This is a genomic window from Synechococcus sp. BS55D (genome assembly GCF_004332415.1).
GTDB lineage: Bacteria > Cyanobacteriota > Cyanobacteriia > PCC-6307 > Cyanobiaceae > Synechococcus_C.
In genome coordinates, this window is sequence record NZ_PHQT01000001.1 from 430,330 (window position 1) to 447,282 (window position 16,953).

At 55.8% G+C, this 16,953-nt stretch carries 12 protein-coding genes; 9 read left to right on the plus strand and 3 right to left on the minus strand.

Features of this window, described 5'->3' with window-relative positions; translation table 11 throughout:
• The first annotated feature begins 16 nt into the window (after positions 1-16).
• Entirely contained in the window at positions 17-940 is a 924-nt protein-coding gene (locus CWE16_RS02115) for a calcium-binding protein (RefSeq protein WP_131592548.1), read from the plus strand.
• Here CWE16_RS02115 and CWE16_RS02120 read toward each other — a convergent pair.
• Positions 895-1,719, minus strand: a complete 825-nt coding sequence (locus CWE16_RS02120) for a hypothetical protein (RefSeq protein WP_131592550.1) — start codon at positions 1,717-1,719, stop codon at positions 895-897. The two genes, CWE16_RS02115 and CWE16_RS02120, sit on opposite strands and share 46 nt — an antisense overlap.
• 251 nt (positions 1,720-1,970) lie before the next feature.
• Here CWE16_RS02120 and CWE16_RS02125 point away from each other — a divergent pair, with 251 nt between their 5' ends.
• Positions 1,971-3,155, plus strand: coding sequence for a glycosyltransferase (locus tag CWE16_RS02125; protein ID WP_236629510.1), 1,185 nt, complete (start codon positions 1,971-1,973; stop codon positions 3,153-3,155).
• Here the strand turns inward: CWE16_RS02125 and CWE16_RS02130 are convergent.
• On the minus strand, positions 3,135-4,331 hold the full coding sequence (locus CWE16_RS02130; protein ID WP_131592554.1) for a glycosyltransferase family 4 protein: 1,197 nt from the start codon (positions 4,329-4,331) through the stop codon (positions 3,135-3,137). The two genes, CWE16_RS02125 and CWE16_RS02130, sit on opposite strands and share 21 nt — an antisense overlap.
• 12 nt (positions 4,332-4,343) lie before the next feature.
• Between CWE16_RS02130 and CWE16_RS02135 the strand changes: the two genes are divergently transcribed.
• The 6 genes from CWE16_RS02135 (at position 4,344) to CWE16_RS02160 (ending at position 12,983) form a co-directional block, all read left to right on the plus strand.
• The gene (locus CWE16_RS02135) at positions 4,344-5,957 is read left to right on the plus strand and encodes a glycosyltransferase (RefSeq protein WP_131592556.1); all 1,614 of its coding nucleotides are present in this window, start codon (positions 4,344-4,346) and stop codon (positions 5,955-5,957) included.
• Positions 5,954-6,217 (plus strand): hypothetical protein, encoded by a 264-nt coding sequence (locus CWE16_RS02140; RefSeq protein ID WP_131592558.1) that lies wholly within the window; start codon positions 5,954-5,956, stop codon positions 6,215-6,217. The genes CWE16_RS02135 and CWE16_RS02140 overlap by 4 nt, the downstream gene beginning before the upstream one ends.
• 4 nt (positions 6,218-6,221) lie before the next feature.
• Positions 6,222-7,163, plus strand: coding sequence for a hypothetical protein (locus tag CWE16_RS02145; RefSeq protein ID WP_236629511.1), 942 nt, complete (start codon positions 6,222-6,224; stop codon positions 7,161-7,163).
• 13 nt (positions 7,164-7,176) lie between these two features.
• Positions 7,177-8,403 carry a glycosyltransferase gene (locus tag CWE16_RS02150; protein ID WP_131592562.1) on the plus strand — a complete coding sequence of 409 codons (1,227 nt, stop codon included), beginning with the start codon at positions 7,177-7,179 and terminating at the stop codon, positions 8,401-8,403.
• Positions 8,404-8,536: 133 nt separating this feature from the next.
• Positions 8,537-10,771, plus strand: coding sequence for a beta strand repeat-containing protein (locus CWE16_RS02155; protein WP_131592564.1), 2,235 nt, complete (start codon positions 8,537-8,539; stop codon positions 10,769-10,771).
• Between the two features lie 535 nt (positions 10,772-11,306).
• Entirely contained in the window at positions 11,307-12,983 is a 1,677-nt protein-coding gene (locus CWE16_RS02160; protein ID WP_161567562.1) for an O-linked N-acetylglucosamine transferase, SPINDLY family protein, read from the plus strand.
• Here CWE16_RS02160 and CWE16_RS02165 read toward each other — a convergent pair.
• The gene (locus CWE16_RS02165; RefSeq protein ID WP_131592568.1) at positions 12,970-15,135 is read right to left on the minus strand and encodes an O-linked N-acetylglucosamine transferase, SPINDLY family protein; all 2,166 of its coding nucleotides are present in this window, start codon (positions 15,133-15,135) and stop codon (positions 12,970-12,972) included. The genes CWE16_RS02160 and CWE16_RS02165 overlap by 14 nt on opposite strands.
• Between CWE16_RS02165 and CWE16_RS02170 the strand changes: the two genes are divergently transcribed.
• Positions 15,125-16,912 (plus strand): tetratricopeptide repeat protein, encoded by a 1,788-nt coding sequence (locus tag CWE16_RS02170; RefSeq protein ID WP_131592570.1) that lies wholly within the window; start codon positions 15,125-15,127, stop codon positions 16,910-16,912. The two genes, CWE16_RS02165 and CWE16_RS02170, sit on opposite strands and share 11 nt — an antisense overlap.
• Positions 16,913-16,953: the final 41 nt, after the last annotated feature.

Here is a 16,953-nt window from a genome sequence, read left to right on the forward strand (position 1 = left end):
CTGGAATAGGGCGCTGGTGCGGATCCTTCTGGCAATTGTCCATTATTGGGATCCCGACGGCGGTGGGGCGCACGGGTCTTTGAGGCCTGATCCCAGGCCGCGGATCGAGGCTTTCCAGCAGCAGCTCCTGGGCTTGCAACGCCTTGGCGTAAGGCAAGCGCAGCTCAATATGGCCTCAATGACGGCGGATCGTGCGAACCGACAGTTGCAGCATCAGATCGATATCAAGGTGATCACCGATGGTGAACACCATGTGCTGGATCGACTCGACCCCCCCTATCGAGGCTTGTTCCAGATGGTGATTGCTAACCCGAGCTCTCCGAGGCACCTTGGTTTTGAAGCGCAGCGCTTCTTAGCCAGCCGGCTCGATCAGGCCTACGACATGTATGGCTATTTCGAAGATGATCTGATCATTCATGATTCATGGTTTTTTAAAAAGATTGATTGGTTCCGTAATCATGTGGGTGATGATTGCCTTTTGTTGCCACACCGCATTGAGCTAGCTTCTGATCCCAGTGATGTGGATCGCTTCTTTATTGATGGTCCAATGCTGGAATCAGACCTGCGCTATGTGATTCCAGAGCCTGGCCCAAGCTTGGCGGCTCCATGTCCAGGTGGACCGGTCTACTTTGAGTCGCCTAGAAATCCTCATGCTGGCTGCTTTGTGTTGAGCGCAAGCCAGTTGCAGGCCTGGGTGGAAAGCGAGCATTGGCTCGATGGTGATTGCTCATTTGTTTCCCCGCTTGAGAGTGCGGCCACTCTTGGAATTTCAAAGACTTTTCGGCTCTATAAGCCAGTAATGGCGATGGGTTCATGGCTAGAGCTTCAACATTGGGGCCGCTCGTTTCACTGTTTGATTGGCAACTCCGTTTCGCTCCCGGATGATGAATCTGTTCAAGATATCAGTGCTGATAAGGTTTCAGTCCAATCTGAGAAATGAACCTGCTTCTTGATCCGAAGATGTTGCCCATAGCAATGGTGCGGCTGATGGAGCTCAACCCAGCGCTCGTCAGGGAAATGGTTGAGCAAAAGAGTGGTGTCTTTACCCATCACCGCACATAGGTGTGCCAGGGCTGTGTCGATGGTGATGATTTCTCGCGGTAGGCAGAGCTGAATGAGTCCCTTTAGGCCGATTGCGCGGGGATCGCGGCACTGCACTCCCAGTGCTTTGAGCTGGTGCTTCTCATGTGGTGTCCAGTCGCTGATGTCAATCAATTCAACTTTTGGATCTTTTGCTAAGGCTTTCTTGTAGAAGTCCATAACAAGCGCGAACGGCACAGAGCGTAGATAGGCCGAGAGCAGATTGTCTTCTCCTTTTGCTTTCCAGCAGCACAGGGTCCCCTTTGGCTTGTCATTGGCTTCGTGGCCGACTTGGATCCAGGCCCCGAAGCGGATGACGCCGTGGTGTCGACAGATCCATTCGCGCATGGCCATCCCTTGGATTGCCCGTGGGTGAATGGTGCTCTGTAGGGACAGCTGCGGGATTGGTTCGACCAGCGGCGCGAGCGCCTCTTGGCGTTCAGGTGTCACCTGCAAGATGAGCGGGTGGCTTTCGATGCGGCTCCACGCCAACAGCATGCTGATCACTTCAAGGTGATCGCCTATCCCGCCCAGCAGGCTCACCACGGCCGGCACGCTCATGCGTCGGGCATGGTCCATTTGGAGATCGGTGAAGGCCTGTACATCGGGTGGAATCAGCTCTGAATAGGGGTTGCTCACACCCTGCAGCCTTGCCAGTCGGAATCGCCACTGGCGACCGGTCGAGTCTTGAAGGGGAAGATCCTCTCGACTCAGGATCTCTCTCACCGTCCCGTTCATCCCCAGGCTTAGGGCCTGGTGCCCGAGCTGGAGATCGCAGGGTGCGTTGGCAAGTTGATCACCCACCCATTGCTGTGCCTGTTCCAAGTCATTGCAGAACAGGGGCCAGGGAGAATGGGCGTCAGTCATCGGGGTGCTAGGTGCGATTGCTGTTGGTTCATCAGAACTTTCCGGGCCAGTTTCGTCAGTTGGCTCCCCATCTGGAAAGTCGCGGTCATGAATTGGTGGCCATCTGCAGCCATCAACGCCCAGTGGCGCTGAAGGGCCGCTTGTTTCGCTACAGCGAACCGGAAAAACTTTCTGGGGTGCCGCTGGGATCGCAGCTGTGGCATGACGGGCAGCAGCGGGCGTTCGCTGTGGCGAGATTGGCGCAGAGCCTGGCCGCCGATGGATGGAAGCCCGATCGCATCCTGGGGCATTCCGGGTGGGGAGAGACCCTGGGACTTTCCTCGGTCTGGCCTGACGTACCCCAGATTCTCTGGCCAGAGCTTTGGGTGCGTCCTGAGCACGGAGGCTATGGGGTGGATCCGCTGAAACCCTCGATCAGCCTCGAGAGTCAGCTGGAGCAGCTCGGCCGCAATGCCATGACCCGGGCAGCCCTGGCTGATGCCAGCGCCTGGGTCATGCCGACGGAGCATCAGGCCAACAGTCTTCCGCTGGAGTTTCGTGATCGGCGCTTGCATGTGATTCATGAGGGAATCGACACCCAGCTGGCGAAGCCCAATCCGTCGGTGAGCTTTGCGTTGCGAGGGATCACAATCGATCGATCAGTGCCAACGATCACCCTGGTGAACCGCAATTTGGAACGGTTGCGCGGCTTTGATGTGTTCATGCGTTCGCTCCCCAAAGTATTCACTCAGCACCCCCAGGTGCGGGTGTTGATCGTTGGTGACAATGAAGCAGGTTACGGAGGTGAAGCTGGGCCATTACCCCTGCGCCAACGCATGCTTAAGGAGCTCGAGGGACAGTTGGATCTGGATCGTATCCATTTTCTTGGCAGAATTCCCCATCCACAACTGATGGCCGTGTTGCAGGCTAGTTGGGTGCATGTCTATCTCAGTTTTCCTTTCATTCTTGGTTGGAGCTTGATCGAGGCGATGGCCTGTGGCTGTTGCATTGTTGGCAGTGAAGGGGCGCCTGTTTCCGAGGTGATTCGAGATGGGGTTGAAGGTGTATTGATTCCAATCAATGCGCCTGACCGATTGGCAGATCAGGTGCTGAAATTGTTGGCAGATCCAGTCAGGCGTCAGAGTCTTGGAAGGTCTGCCAGGCAGCGAGCCTTGCTCTACGATCAAAGACTGACGCTCAATCAGCTTTCAGAAATGCTGAATGCCTGAATGCTCCGACGCGGTTGCTATCTGCGAAATAATCGCTTCAATTTGTCGTGCCGACCGTCCAACGTCTAGTCGGTTTCGAGCTCGCTCCATGCCATTTTCCTGCAACATACGCAACAGGCCGGGTTCCTTGAAAAGACGCTCAATTTGAGCGGCAAGGCTGTTGGGATTTCCTGCTTCAAAACCAAGGCCGCTTGTGTTGTGCTCAAACACTTCGGCAGCTCCCCCTACAGCGCTGCTAAGGAGAGCGAGTCCGCTGGCCATGGCTTCCACGGCAACAATGCCAAAGGCTTCGGGGTGGATGGAGGGGAAGACAGCGGCATGGTGCAAGCGGAAGAAGCGCGCCAGCTGGTCCCGCGATAGTTGCTTGTGGAATGTAATGAAGTGATCGATGTTGTTGTCAGCGCAATAAACTTGCATCGCTTCCACATAGCTTTTCTGGAAGTGTCCACCTGCCAGGCTCGCGCGGATCGGGTATCCCTTTTGATGCAGAAGGACGATTGCTTCAAGCAAGGTATGGGGGCCCTTGCTCTCCATGAGCAATCCAGCGAAACAAAGATGCAAGGGTTTGTTCGCTCGTTGGCATGGCGTTTCCGGGAGCAGGCGATCAGTGGTGCCTGGGCCAAAACGATCCGTGCGTGCTCCGGGGTAGATGATTGGTGCTTCGGCGGCGTTGATGCCTTCCTTGCAGAGGTTTGAGCGCACAGCCGCACTGGCTGCTAGCAGCACATAACGACTTGTTCTGGGCTGATGATCGATCGGGTACGGCGGGTGCACGAAACCGACGTGATGCAGAACCGGCGATCCTTTCTCCAGGATCCAGTGCAGGAGCTCAACTCCAAGCAGGTCGAGATTGCCTAACAGAATTCCGTCCCAGCGACCGTTCTCCAGCCACTGGTGGATGACCTCACGGTTTGCTTTTTCAATGCATTGCAGTTGAGCCGCATCTCGTATGAGGTGCACGCCGTTGCAAAAATCGCCTCTCAGCAGCAATTGGCGTGCCACAGGCTCTCCGCTGGGACCGATCTCTGCTGCCGCGCCGAGGTAGCTGGCGTCATTGCAGAGCACCTGCACTTGATGCCCTCTGCGCATCAGGCCCCAGCAAAAGTCGGCCATGCAGCGCCCATAACCTCCCAGTTCCTGGGGCGGATAGAGGTTGGTGATCAGCAACATCCGCATCAGCGCTGACGCATGGCCATAGGCTTCCCATTCAAAGGCAAGGCAGCGGTGGTTCAGCTTCCGGCTCTGATCACGAGCGGAGATCTGCTTCCGGGTGGTGGCGCACTGAACGGCCGCCGCTGGGCGGGACAGCAGTTGCTGAGAAGTTGGGCCGCTCGTGCGGCTTCGCGGCCCATGGCCCTGGCTACTTCCAGGCCTCAGTCGCTTCAGCAGCTGCTGCCGTTCTTGCGCGATCAAGGTTTTAGCGGTGATCTCAAAGGGTTGGATCTTCTCGATCCAGAGGGGGTGATCCCCTGGGGCGGCTTGTTTTTGCCGGATCCTTCGATCGGTCGTTGGGCCCTTTGGCGCCAGCCAGTTGGGCCTTCTTCGTTTTCTCTCATTGGCCAGATCCACACCCTTTCAACGCCTGCAGCGTTGGCTCACCTTGAGGGTCTGGTGACAGAGCCTGTTCAGCCGTGGGATGCCTTGATTTGCTCCAGTACGGCAGGGCGGGCGGTCGTGGAGGGTGTGTTGGGCAGTCGGGAGCAGGCCCTGGCGGAACGGACTGGAGGCGACCCGCGTCGTCTGCAGGCCCTGCGCCCCCAGCTCCCTGTGATTCCCTTACCACTTCCTGATTCAGCCATCGAACCGACCCAGCTCAGTCAACAGGCGGCTAGGGCTGCCTTGGAATTGCCTGCAGATGCGGCTGTTGTTCTTTGGCTCGGTCGGCTTTCGGTTTACACCAAGCTTGATCCATGGCCTAGCTACGCGCTTCTTGAGCGGGTGGCACGTCAGCTCAATCTGACGTTAGTGCTTCTGGAGTGCGGTCCGGATGATCAACCTTCTCAGCATCAGGCGCTGGAGACCCTGCGTCAGTGCTGTCCCAATGTGCAGTTCCATCGTTTGGGCGGAGCTGAACCAGTCAGTGAGGAGATCAAACGCCAGGCCTTGGCCGCTGCAGACCTTGCGCTCTCGTTGGTCGATAACACGCAGGAAACCTTTGGACTCGCTGTGGCGGAAGCGATGGCCGCAGGCTTGCCCGTGGTCGCCTCCAACTGGAATGGCTATCGAGATCTTGTCCGCCATGGCATTGACGGTTACCTCGTGCCAAGCCGCTGGGCTTCAGCGGCTGAGTCGTTGTCGGCTCGCCTCGGATGGCAGCAGTTTTCGGGGATTGAGAGTTTTTCCGCTGTTGCCGGAGCGCTTGCTCAACTGGTGCAGCTCGATGGTGAAGCGGCCGAGAAGGCTCTGCTTGCGCTTCTTGAGAGTGCGACTCTCCGCCGTGCGATGGGGCGATCAGGAGCGGCTCGGGCCAGGGAGTTGTTCGCGCAGAATGTGGTGATGGATCAATACGAAGCACTGTTCGCTGAGCTTGAGCAGCGTCGTCAGGCCGCACCCCCTGAAGCCAGCAGGGCAGGGCGATATCCCGTCAGTCTTGATCCCGTCCGTGCCTTCAGGGCTTACCCGAGCCATCCCTCTCAACCGCTGACAACGGCGAAAGGTGCTGATGATTTGCTTGAGGTTTTACCTGAAGGTTTGTGCGAAGCTCGAGCACACCTTTGGCGGCTGCTCGATGAGTCAACCCCGCCCAGCTTCAAAGGTGATCTGAGGGCGGACTTGATGCGCAAGCACACGTTGATGCCATGACGAGATTTTCTCCGCTTGTGCGCGTTCGGCACTGGTTCATCGTCAGTCGCTGGCAGCGCTGGCTGTTTCCTGTTGTCTGTTGTGTCCCCTATGTGGCCATTCTGGTCTGGCTGTTGGGGCGAGGTTTGTTCTGGGTGGCCCAGGTGTTGCTCGCGCCGTTATTGATGGGGGCTGTGCTTGCAGCGCTCACACTCTGGCTGGCCCGCCAAGAGTTCCGAGCCCAATTACCTGGTCGTAAGATCAAGAGAAGCCTTGATTGATCCAGTGCTCGAGCTCCCGACCCACCCCTGGAATCTTGCAGGGATTACAGCAAGCTCAGATAGGGATGCCCTGGCGCGCTTCTGGCTTGCAGCCCCCCAAGATCTGCTGCCCAGCCTTTGGTCGTCGCCCCTTGGGGATGCCACCAAGCAACTAGTGCGTCAACTCGACCCTCAGTTCAGCTTCACCCCTGCGCAGGTGTCCCTTCGCACGGCCATCGGAGAGCGACTCCAGGCGGGTTTTCAGGCGCCAATGGCTGTGCAGCTCCTGATTGTCAATTTTTTGTATTCACCGCCCGGATTGTTGCGTATTAGCAATCCCCAGACCAATCTCCCTGGCTGGTTGCTTGCTGATTATCAGTCTCTTTATGAGACTGGTCCTTCGATGTCAGCCCCAGCAGTTCAGCCGCCGACACCCACACCATCACAGGCTCAGCAGGCCCCCGCAACGGGTTTGCCTCAGCCAGACTTCGGAGTCTTCCCGGCCACTCTCCAGGAGTTGATCGGCAATCGCATCCAGCTGAATCGTCTTCTAGGCCTCTCTAATTTGTATTACATCGACCCTGAGGATCAGGAAATCCTTCAGGAGTTGCGTCAAGTTCGCTTCGGCCTGATCGAAGCGATTGAGCGTTGTCCCGAGTCGGAACTACAGCAGATCTGGGCGACTGATCTGGGTGACCGCTATTGGGCACTCGTTCGTTCTGGGGTCCAGAAGGAAGCCCTCACTCCCGTGGAAGAGCACAAAAAGCACGCGGTCACCCAAGCCCTCAATCCTGCTTCGGGCGGCGGCTTCGGGCGTCAGGGTGCATTGAATGCCTTTTTGATTGCAATGGTTTTATTTGAGCCAGGCACGATGCGTGTTGATGGGGCTGAACACAAGCTTCCGGGCTGGTTGTTCCCTCACTACCAGCAGGTATTTGCAGAGTCGCTTCCTGCGCAGCAAGCCTGATGAATGGATCCAGATGAGGATCCTTTTTTCTCATAACAACTTCCCCGCACAATTTCGTCGTCTTGCCCCTGCCCTGGCTGATCAGGGGCATGATGTTGTTTTCTTGGCGCAAAACCGCGAGTGGCATGCCCCGCCCACGGCTGGTCTTCGCTTGAAGGTGTACACCCCCCATCGTCAGGGTGCAGGAGAGGCCTTGCATCCTTATCTCCGTCGATTTGAGTCCTGCGTTCTTCAGGGGCAAGCTGTCTTCCGTGCTTGTGAGCAGCTCAGGCAAGAGGGCTGGGAGCCTGACTGGATCATCAATCACGTCGGTTTTGGCAACGGCATGTATTTGAGCGATGCCTTCCCTCAGGCCCGTCGCATTGGTCTATTTGAGTGGTACTACAACTCCAGTGGTGCAGACGTTGATTTTCTGCGGCGTGGTCCCCTGGAACCCGACCGTGCCCTCCGCTTACGCACCTGGAACGCGCAGACATTGCTTGAGCTGGCCGATTGTGATCTAGGGGTCGTGCCGACGCGATGGCAACTGGATCAGTTCCCGGAGCACCTTCGATCCAGGCTGCGCGTGATTCATGAGGGAATCGATGTGACTGCCCTTCGATCGCTCAAATCCAGCCAACGCAATCGACCTCCCTGCTTGCCTGAGAGTCCCAACCTCGAGGTGTTGACCTACGTCAGTCGAGGCTTCGAGGAATACAGGGGATTTCCCCAGGCCATGCAAACGATTGCTTTGCTTCAGGCCCAAAGGCCTCACTTGCACGTGTTGATCGTGGGATCCGACGTTGTCGCCTACGGCGGCGTCCGAGCGGATGGGCGCTCCTGGGGGGCGTGGGCCAAGGAGGATCTTGAGCTCGATCCCTCTCGCACCCATTGGATGGGTGCGTTGCAAACCGAGCAGTATCACGATGTGCTCGCCTGCAGTGACGTGCATCTTTATCTCACCGTTCCGTTTGTGCTCAGCTGGAGTCTTCTCGAAGCGATGGCCGCGGGATGTGCTCTTGTCTGCAGCGCCACACCTCCTGTGCAGGAGGTTCTGGAGCACGAGGTGTCTGCGCTGCTGGTGGATTTCTTTTCGCCTCAGGCCCAGGCCGCGGCGATTGGCCAGCTACTCGAGGATCCGGGGCGACGTTCGATGCTTGCCTCTGCGGCGATCGAGGCAGCAGCTCCCTATCAGTCAGAGACTGGGCTCGAGGCCTGGATCCGCCTCCTGTCCGCATACGGTGATCAAACCGCACCCTGAAGCTGCAGGTCTTGCTTTGGTGAGGTATAAATACGTTGCCTCGTACCAGTTTGGTACGTTGCGCACACCGCCCCCATGGTGGGTGCGGTTGTGAGGAGACCCATCAACTCACCCACCACACGTCTGAGTTCTCATGACCTCGAGCTACAACATCATTCAGGGGACAGACTCCGCCAATACCCTGATCGGTTCAACCGGAGCTGACTCTTTTGTCGCCCTTGATGGCGATGACATCGTTCTTGCTGCGAACGGCAACGACATCGTCGATCTGGGCGACGGCGGTGACTCCCTAAATTTCACCACCGACGCCGACGCTTCCTCCGTCTACGGCCGGGGTGGCAACGATTCCCTTGGTATCACAGTTGCCTTCAACTCTTCAACCGCATATGGCGGTGAGGGCAATGACACCATCTGGTTGTCCCGTGGTGATGCTCTGGTTGTCTATGGCGATGAAGGCAACGACAGCCTTGAAATCACGAAGGGCCTGACCAACTCTTCTGTCTTTGGTGGCAACCTGACGACTGCGACGTCCACCGACGGCAACGATTCGATCAAGTTGTCCTCTTCCATCTCTGCCAGTCTTGTGCAGGGCAACGGTGGTAATGACACCATGCTCGTGGGCTCCTCCGTGTTAGGTGGCAGCTCCATCTTTGGCGGTCAGGGCGTTGATCTGATCTCCATCGTGGGCACGGTTAGCGGCTCAACCGTGGGTGGCAACCTCGGCGGTGACATCCTTGAATTCCAGAACGTCGTCAAGGGCGCTGCAATTTACGGCGGCGGTGGTTTCGATTACGACACCTCCCTCGACGGTGCAGACAGCATCAGCCTCGGTTCCAAGCTCAGTGCCGGTGCGCTGATTCAGGCTAATGGAGGCAACGACACTATCTATGTCGCAGGTGATGTTCTGGGGAGCACCGTCTACGGTGGTCAGGGTAACGATTACATCAGTGGTGACACTGTTGCCTCTACACAATCTCTCTCCGGCTCTTTGATTGCCGGTAATCGCGGCAACGACAAAATCGTTTTCAATAGCACTCAGTCAATCTTCAATACCCGGGTATACGGTTCTGACGAAACCGGAACTCTGACTGGTAATGATTCGATCATTCTGGCTGGCTACACCGTTCAGACCTCTACCGTTTATGGCGGTGCTGGTGCTGACACCATTCTTTTTGGTGACGTTTCAGGTCCTGCAGATTCCGCGGTTCAAATTCTCAAGGCCGACATTAGTGCTTTCGCCGGTAATGATTCCATCGCTGTCGGCGGTTCATTCGTAAGCACTACCGTCCGTGCTGGTGACGGTAACGACACTCTCTTCGTTAACGCCACAACTGGTGTCGACAACGCAGCTACCGAGTTCTATGCCGGTGCTGGTAATGACTTCATCAGCGCGATGGGTGGCAACAAGATTGCGATCTACGCAGATGCTTCTGCTAACGACACCCTCGGTGGCAATGACAGTCTGACCATCAACGCTCTCACTTCCTCTTCCGTTTACGGTGCAGCTGGTGGTGACACCCTGATCGTGATGGGTGGTGAGAAGAACCGCTTCGACCTGGGCGATGGCACCAACTACGCCACTGGCGCAGGTTCTTATCAGAGCTCCACTCTTCTGGGTGGTTCCGGTGTTGACAAGCTGATCATCAACGGTGTCACTACCGGTTACATCGATGCTGGCGCTGGTGCTGATTCCCTGGTCTTCAACGGGGTTGTTAAAGGTGAAAGTACCTCCACTAAGGCCACCATCTTGGGTGGAACGGGTGCTGACACTCTCGATTTCCAGGCCTCTATTGAGTACGCAACCATCCTCGGAGGTACCGACACGGCAAGCCGCATCGTGGCTGCGTCCACGATCGATGATTCGACCATCCGTGGTGGATCCGGCAAGGACACAATCACTGTCACTGGCAAAGGAACAAGTTCACTTTTTGCTGGTGGTGCGGCAGAAGATGTGTTCACGTTCACAACTGGTCATACCGGTTCCAGCATTTATGCCGGTGCAGGTAACGACAGTGTCGTCTTCGGTGGTGCAGGTGTTGAAGGTGCAGGAAACACCTACTACTTCGGTGCTACTGACGGGGCAGACACCCTTGCCTTCGGCTCATTTACTGCTGGTACAGGTCTAACCATTGCGGTTGATGCCTCTTACGGAGCAACATCGACCTTCCAGTGGAACGCAGCTGGTGGTGCCGGATTTACCGCAGCAAACGGCACTTCCGGCACTATTACGTTCAACTCGGCCGCAACTGGTGCGACAGGTACCCTCTTCCTGAATAACGTCACGGGTACAGCTGCTACAGCTGGTGTTGGCTTAACAGACATCACCTTCGTCACCGTGGCGACAGCGACCATCACGGCTCTTGGCTGAATTCATCCAAGACATACGTACACTGGGGGCCCACTGGGCCCCTTTTTTGTATCCGTTGCTTTCTGCTTGGCCGGATCAGATTGATCCTGCGCAACTGAATCCTGCATCAGGTGTTCCGGTTGATCAGCGGGCCGCTGGATTGTTTAGGCTTGGAGAACTGGCGCCTTCGGAATCATTGCTGTTGGCTTATCTCCACCAGCTTTCTCCGGGCGCACAAGTAGAGCCTCTTGCCCTGTTGGCATGGATGCGTCTTGAAACACGCGATCTTGTTGGTTTTCAAGCAATGTTTCGAGCCTTGCAGTGCCTGGGGCCCGATCGGCCCATGGTCCGGGCCTTGTTATTCAAGTATCAGCTGATTACTGGTCGTCATCAGTCCATCGTCAGCACAGATTCAACATGGAAGTCCTGTCGTGATCTGCACGAGCGGCAGCTCTTCCTCGAGCTTCATGCTGAATGGTTGCTCGCATCTGGTCGCTCGCATGAGGCTCGCGCCTGTCTCGCTCAACAAGCACAGCCGAGTTCCTTGGAAGCCTGCATGCTTGAAGCGCGTTGTTTCAAGGTGGAAGGCGATCTGATTGCAGCTTTGGATCGTCTTCTTGTTTTGTTGGATCGTGCACCGTGTCATCTACAGCTTTGGCTGCATGCCCTAGAGACGGCTCTTGATGCCAAGCATTCTGATGCAGTGCTCTCGCTTGCCAGGCAAGCGTTGCAACGATTTGGTGAAACCCCGCGTCTCTTGCAACATCTCACCCCAATCAAGATGCTGCAACGGCAACCTGGACTGGCCCGTCGCAGTGCCTTGCTTCAGCAGTTGTGGGCCACCACGTTGCGCTTGCCTAGTAGTCGGCCCGGTAATCAACTTAATACCTATGAGCACAATGGCGATGGTGGTTGGTTGGAATATCTCAGCCCATTCGTCTTGCAGAATCCTCTCTCTGCGCAGCAGGAATACAGCAACTATATGTTGCAGCTGGCCAGTATTGAGTCTGCGCGTTATGGCCATGTGAATCACACATACATCACTGCTTTAAGGCAGGCTGCTGATTTCCAGCGTTGTTGTGAGGTTGGCGTTGGTCGTGATGCACTGATTCCAAAATCAGCACGATCTCTACGGATCGGCTGGATTACTGGTGATCTTGCACCGCATCCAGTCAGTCGCTTCCTCCATGGTTTTTTTCATGCCCTGAATCAGGGGGAGGCGCAGCACCAGCATCATCTGATCAATGTGCTGGATCATGGCCCACGTTCCTGTTTGGATTGGTTTGAGCCGCTGGACTTGTTGCATTTCAAGGACATCTCCACCCTGTCAATGCATGGCAAGGTTGCTGCAGTGCGAGACCTTGGCCTTGATCTGGCCATTGATCTTTCCGGTTGGACATCCGGCCATTTTCTTGGGGGGTTTTTGGCCAAAGTGGCTCCTGTGCAATGCAGTTATCTGGGCTTTTTTGCTTCCACAGGAATTCAAGAAATTGACTATTGGCTTGGTGATTGGAATCTTTTCCCGGCTGATTATTCCAGCTGGCATACGGAAGAGCTGTGGCGCTTGGATCGACCATTCCTGGCATGGCAACCTGTCGACCCTTTGCCTGAGGCAAACGCTGAAGTCACCTGCGCACCCTCCGGTCCTCTTCGGTTTGGTTCGTTTAACCACAACCGCAAGCTTTCGGATCAGACCTTGCGCCTTTGGGCACAGATTCTTGAGGCCGTTCCCGACTCCACTTTGGTGTTGAAGGCCAATGCTTCATCCGATCTGGCCACACAACAACTCCTGAGGCGTCGTATGCAGCGGCAAGGTCTGAATCCCGAGAGAATCACTTGGATCCCACTCACGACTGGTCATACCGAACATCTGCAGCAGTATCAGCACATCGATATCGCCTTGGATCCCCTGCCCAACGGTGGTTGCACAACCACCTGCGAGGCCCTTTGGATGGGGGCCCCTGTGATCACGAAGGCCGGTAATTCCTATGTCAGTCGTATGAGCACAGCTGTGCTTGCCGGCGCGGGTCTTCAAGACTGGGTTGCTAACGATGAGGCCGCTTATGTTCAGCTTGCCCTAGAGCAGGCTTCGAATGTGCAGGAACTAAGGTCCCGCAGGGATCAGTGGCGTCACAAGATACAGACGAGCCCTCTCGGTGATGCAGCTGACTTGATGCACCATCTCGAATCAGCCTTTTCGTTGATGGTTCAGGCCAAGGTCAACTGCCAGTAAGGCGCGAGCGCAATCCTCGGTAGATTCCTTCCAGTTCACGACTCAGTCTCCTGCCATCGGCAACAGCTGACTGCTCGACCTGCTGACGAAGCTCTGATCGATCCACGGCCATTCGTGGTCCTTGTTCTGAGACCTTCTTGGCGATCATGATGTAGTCCGCTTCGTTGCTCGCTACGTATGTCTCCAGTCCAGCGTGGTGCAACAGGCTGGCTGAGAGTCGCCCCACCATTCCTTCCCCTTGTAGTGCAATCACTGGCACTCCCATCCAGAGCGCTTCTGCTGTGGTGGTGGCCCCTCCATAAGGGATTGGATCCAAGGCCACATCCATCGTTCGGTAGAGCTGTAGGTGATGGATGCCCCCTTCAATCCACCCCAGAAGCCTCAGACGTTTGGGATCCAGCCCAGCCTTTTCAAAGCGTGTGCGGATTCGGTCCTGTTCGGCTTGCTCGTGGAAGCTAATGCTTTTCAGTACGAGATCCGCATCGGGGCATGCCTGCATCACGTCGCAAAACAGGCCAATCGTCGCATCACTCAGTTTTCTTGCATGGTTGAAGCTGCCGAAGCAGAAGCGATCAGGGGCATCCCGAACCGGACTTGGCAACCTTCCACCTGGGTCGAACACCATGTATCCACCGTCGATTGCAAGTTGTTCATGGGCTTCATGATCTGTTGGTGAGAGACCACCAAAGAGCACCTCATCCCCGAGCCAGCCATCAATGCAGTTCAAATAAACCGGAGCAGGAAATCCGAGATAACTCAGCTGTATTGGAGCTGGTCGATGGGTCAGGATCCCGAGCCTTGATCCACTGGTGAATCCGCCGAGCTCTACCAGCACATCCAGGCGCAGGTCTGCGATCAGACGTGCCGCTTGGGCATCGCTGTGAAATCGGCAATCGATCCAGTGTTCACAGCGGTTTTGGATATGCTCTGAAATCCAGTCCCGGTGCGGACCACAGCTGATCCCCCAGACTTCCATGCTCTGGCGGTCATGGTGCTCCAGAACCGGTAGAAGAAACCTGCCTACTGGATGGTTGCAGAAATCTGCTGAGAGGTATCCAATCCTTAGGCGACGACTAGCCAGTGGTTCGAGAAGTAGATCAGGCCATAAAGGACCATGTCCCATGCGTTGCTGGCAGCCTTCCCAGTGCAGTGCCCATTGCTTCCGTTTCTGGCAGAGTTCCTCTGTCTGTTGAACACTCAGGCTAAGAAATTGGCGATTGAAGATCTGTTCATTGCTCTCGAGATTTTTATCCAATTTGTGTAGGGCGCAGACTCGTTCTGCTCCCTCAAAGTCGCAAAGTTCACACAGTGCTTGCTCCAGTGCCAGCCAGAGGTTGTGGTCCTCCGGGTTGAATTGCAACCCTCTTTTCAGGATCTGGGTGGGAGCTACGCTGAACTTCAGGCCTTTAAGACTGGCAGCCCAGTTGAGCCAGATCTCGGCACGGGATTGATGGCTACTAGCCAGTTTGGCCAAGAGATGGCTTGCTCCCACGTTGTCGCCTTCGGCAAGTCTGAGATCGGCGATTGCCTTGCGGATATCCGGGTTGTTCGTCTGTTCCCTGTTCAGCTCTTGGATTAGTTGGTTGGCAGAATCAAAGTCTCCTGTTTGTTTGAATAGCGTGATCAGGTTCGCAGCAGCGCGATGCTCCCTTGGCTCCAGGGCCAGTACTTTTCGAAAGCAGGCGCTGCTTGCGCTGAAATGGCCGGAGCGGCCTTGAACTAGCCCCAAGCCAAGCCAACTGTTCACCCTCTGCGGGTGATCCCTAAGGATCGTCTCAAACAGGCGGATCGCTTCCTGGTTATCGCCTCGACCTGCCTGTGTCTCGGCGAGTGATTCCAGGAGGTCTGCTTCGCCTGGTTGCAGCGCCAGGGCTTTCTGTAGCCAGTGCAAGGCGCTGTCTGTCTCCCCTGTGTCTCTCCAGCAGTTGCAGGCATTGAGAAGCAGGTTCCGCTGGTTGGGCCATCGCTTCAGGCACTGGTGGTAGTGTTCACCTGCTTCTTTAAGCCGCCCTTGACTTCTCAGCAGTGCGCCGAGATTGGCCGCAATATCTGGGTCATCGCTCTTGTTCAGCAGAAGTCGGTAAGACTGCTCGGCCTCGAGGCTTCGCCCTTCTGAATGCGCCTCCAGGGCTCTTGTCTTTATGTCGTCCATCGCCAGTGAACTGCTCACAGATCCAGTCAAAGCATCTTATGGAGCTGAGGAAGGCTGGCTGCGTTGCTTTGAGCGACTCGGCCAAGGTGAACTGAAGCCTGAACAGGCGATCGGGATTGCAGCCAAGGCTATGGATGCAGAGGCTGCTTTGCCCTGGGCCATGCCCCTGGCCCTTGGTCTGTGGATGACCAAGCGGCACGCTGAGGGTCTTGCTGCACTGCAGCGACCTGGTGTCGAGGAAGCCTGTGGCCATATGGCCTACTACCACACCCTCGTTGGCATGGTGGCACGCCAGTTGGATGGTCAATACGAGCTGGCCTGCCGAGCTTATCGGCAAGCGCTCCAGATTGAACCGAATCGCCATGACACTCTTTATAATCTTGCCAATCTGATTAAAGATGAGCATCCCGAAGAAGCGGATCAACTTTATCGACGTAGTTTATTGATTAATCCCAATTCGGCGTCAACGTGGCATAACTTGGGAGTTAATTTAAATGCGCTCAATCGTCCCCTTGATGCAATGAATTCCCTTAGGTGGAGTCTTTGCATCGATGCGCTTAATCCTGAAGTATGGTGTAATCTTGGTCTTTCGTATTATGCCGCCGAGGATTTTAGCAAGGCGGAAAAATGTTTTCGCCATACTATTTCCCTGGATTCCAGGCATTCGCCTGGTTATCAGAATTTAGGCAATACCTTGATCAATGTATTAAAGGCCGAAGAAGCGATTGAAATTCTCGAAAAAGGCTTGGAGCTCGACCCCAGTTCCACCCATTCGCTGTGGAACCTCTCATTGGCTTATCTGCTCCTGGGCCGATACAAGGAGGGCTGGCGTTACTACGAAGCACGATTCAATTGTCCCGACTTTGATGATGTCACTCCCCCCACGGCTGGTTCGGCACTGCAGGCATTGTCGGAGGCTCCTAGGCCTGGTGAGGGGCCCTTGGTTGTTTGGAGTGAGCAGGGGATGGGCGACGTGGTCCAATTCTGCCGCTATCTTCATTTGCTTGAAGCTTCTGATGTGCCTTTTGTTTTCCTCACCAGGCCCTGCTTGGTTCCCCTGATTAGGGGATGGTCCGGTTATGGCGACAGGGTGCAGCCGTTCGGAAGTTTCGAGCGGAACGCTGACAATAGACCTCATGTGGCACTGATGAGTTTGCCAGCTCTGTTTTCCACTGAGCTGCACACCGTTCCTGCTTCGGTGCCGTATCTCCGAACGGGGCAGCCTTGTCCTGAGCACTTACAGCTTGAGCCCCCGCCGGGCGGATTAAATGTCGGTTTGGTCTGGGCTTCCAACCCTGATAACAAAGCAATGTATCGCAATAAAAGCATGCCTGTAGCTGAATTGATGCCTTTGTTCGTTGATATGCTCTCCTTGGGTCTCATTCAGCTTCATTCTCTTCAGTTTGGCAAGGATGCTGAGCAGCTCGCGCCTTGGTTGGATTACGAAGGAGTCAGCGACTGGCACCATAAGCTCTCTGATTTCTCAGAAACAGCCCATTTGATTCGTCAGATGGATCTCGTGATCTCCGTCGACACAGCCGTCGCACACCTGGCGGGGGCCCTCAATCGCCCCACCTGGTTGCTGCTGCCTCAAAATGCAGATTTCCGTTGGCTTAAAGATAGGCAGGATTCTCCCTGGTACCCATCCATGCGCCTTTTTCGTCAGCGTCAGCATGGTGATTGGTCGAGTGTTGTCGAGCAATTGCACGCTGCATTCTGTGATCTCACCCTTCTTGATTACAGGGCTCTCGCCTCCACTCTCCCCTCCAAACCGTGAAGCAAAAGCATCAATTTCTAGCCGAGGCCGACCTTCTCGCA

Coding starts and splice junctions, on each gene's coding strand:
- CWE16_RS02160 (WP_161567562.1), top strand. CDS start 11,307: ATGCTTGAAGCGCGTTGTTTCAAGGTGGAAGGCGATCTGATTGCAGCT.
- CWE16_RS02150 (WP_131592562.1), top strand. CDS start 7,177: ATGAGGATCCTTTTTTCTCATAACAACTTCCCCGCACAATTTCGTCGT.
- CWE16_RS02170 (WP_131592570.1), top strand. CDS start 15,125: ATGTCGTCCATCGCCAGTGAACTGCTCACAGATCCAGTCAAAGCATCT.
- CWE16_RS02130 (WP_131592554.1), bottom strand. CDS start 4,331: ATGCGGATGTTGCTGATCACCAACCTCTATCCGCCCCAGGAACTGGGA.
- CWE16_RS02140 (WP_131592558.1), top strand. CDS start 5,954: ATGACGAGATTTTCTCCGCTTGTGCGCGTTCGGCACTGGTTCATCGTC.
- CWE16_RS02165 (WP_131592568.1), bottom strand. CDS start 15,135: ATGGACGACATAAAGACAAGAGCCCTGGAGGCGCATTCAGAAGGGCGA.
- CWE16_RS02135 (WP_131592556.1), top strand. CDS start 4,344: ATGGCCATAGGCTTCCCATTCAAAGGCAAGGCAGCGGTGGTTCAGCTT.
- CWE16_RS02155 (WP_131592564.1), top strand. CDS start 8,537: ATGACCTCGAGCTACAACATCATTCAGGGGACAGACTCCGCCAATACC.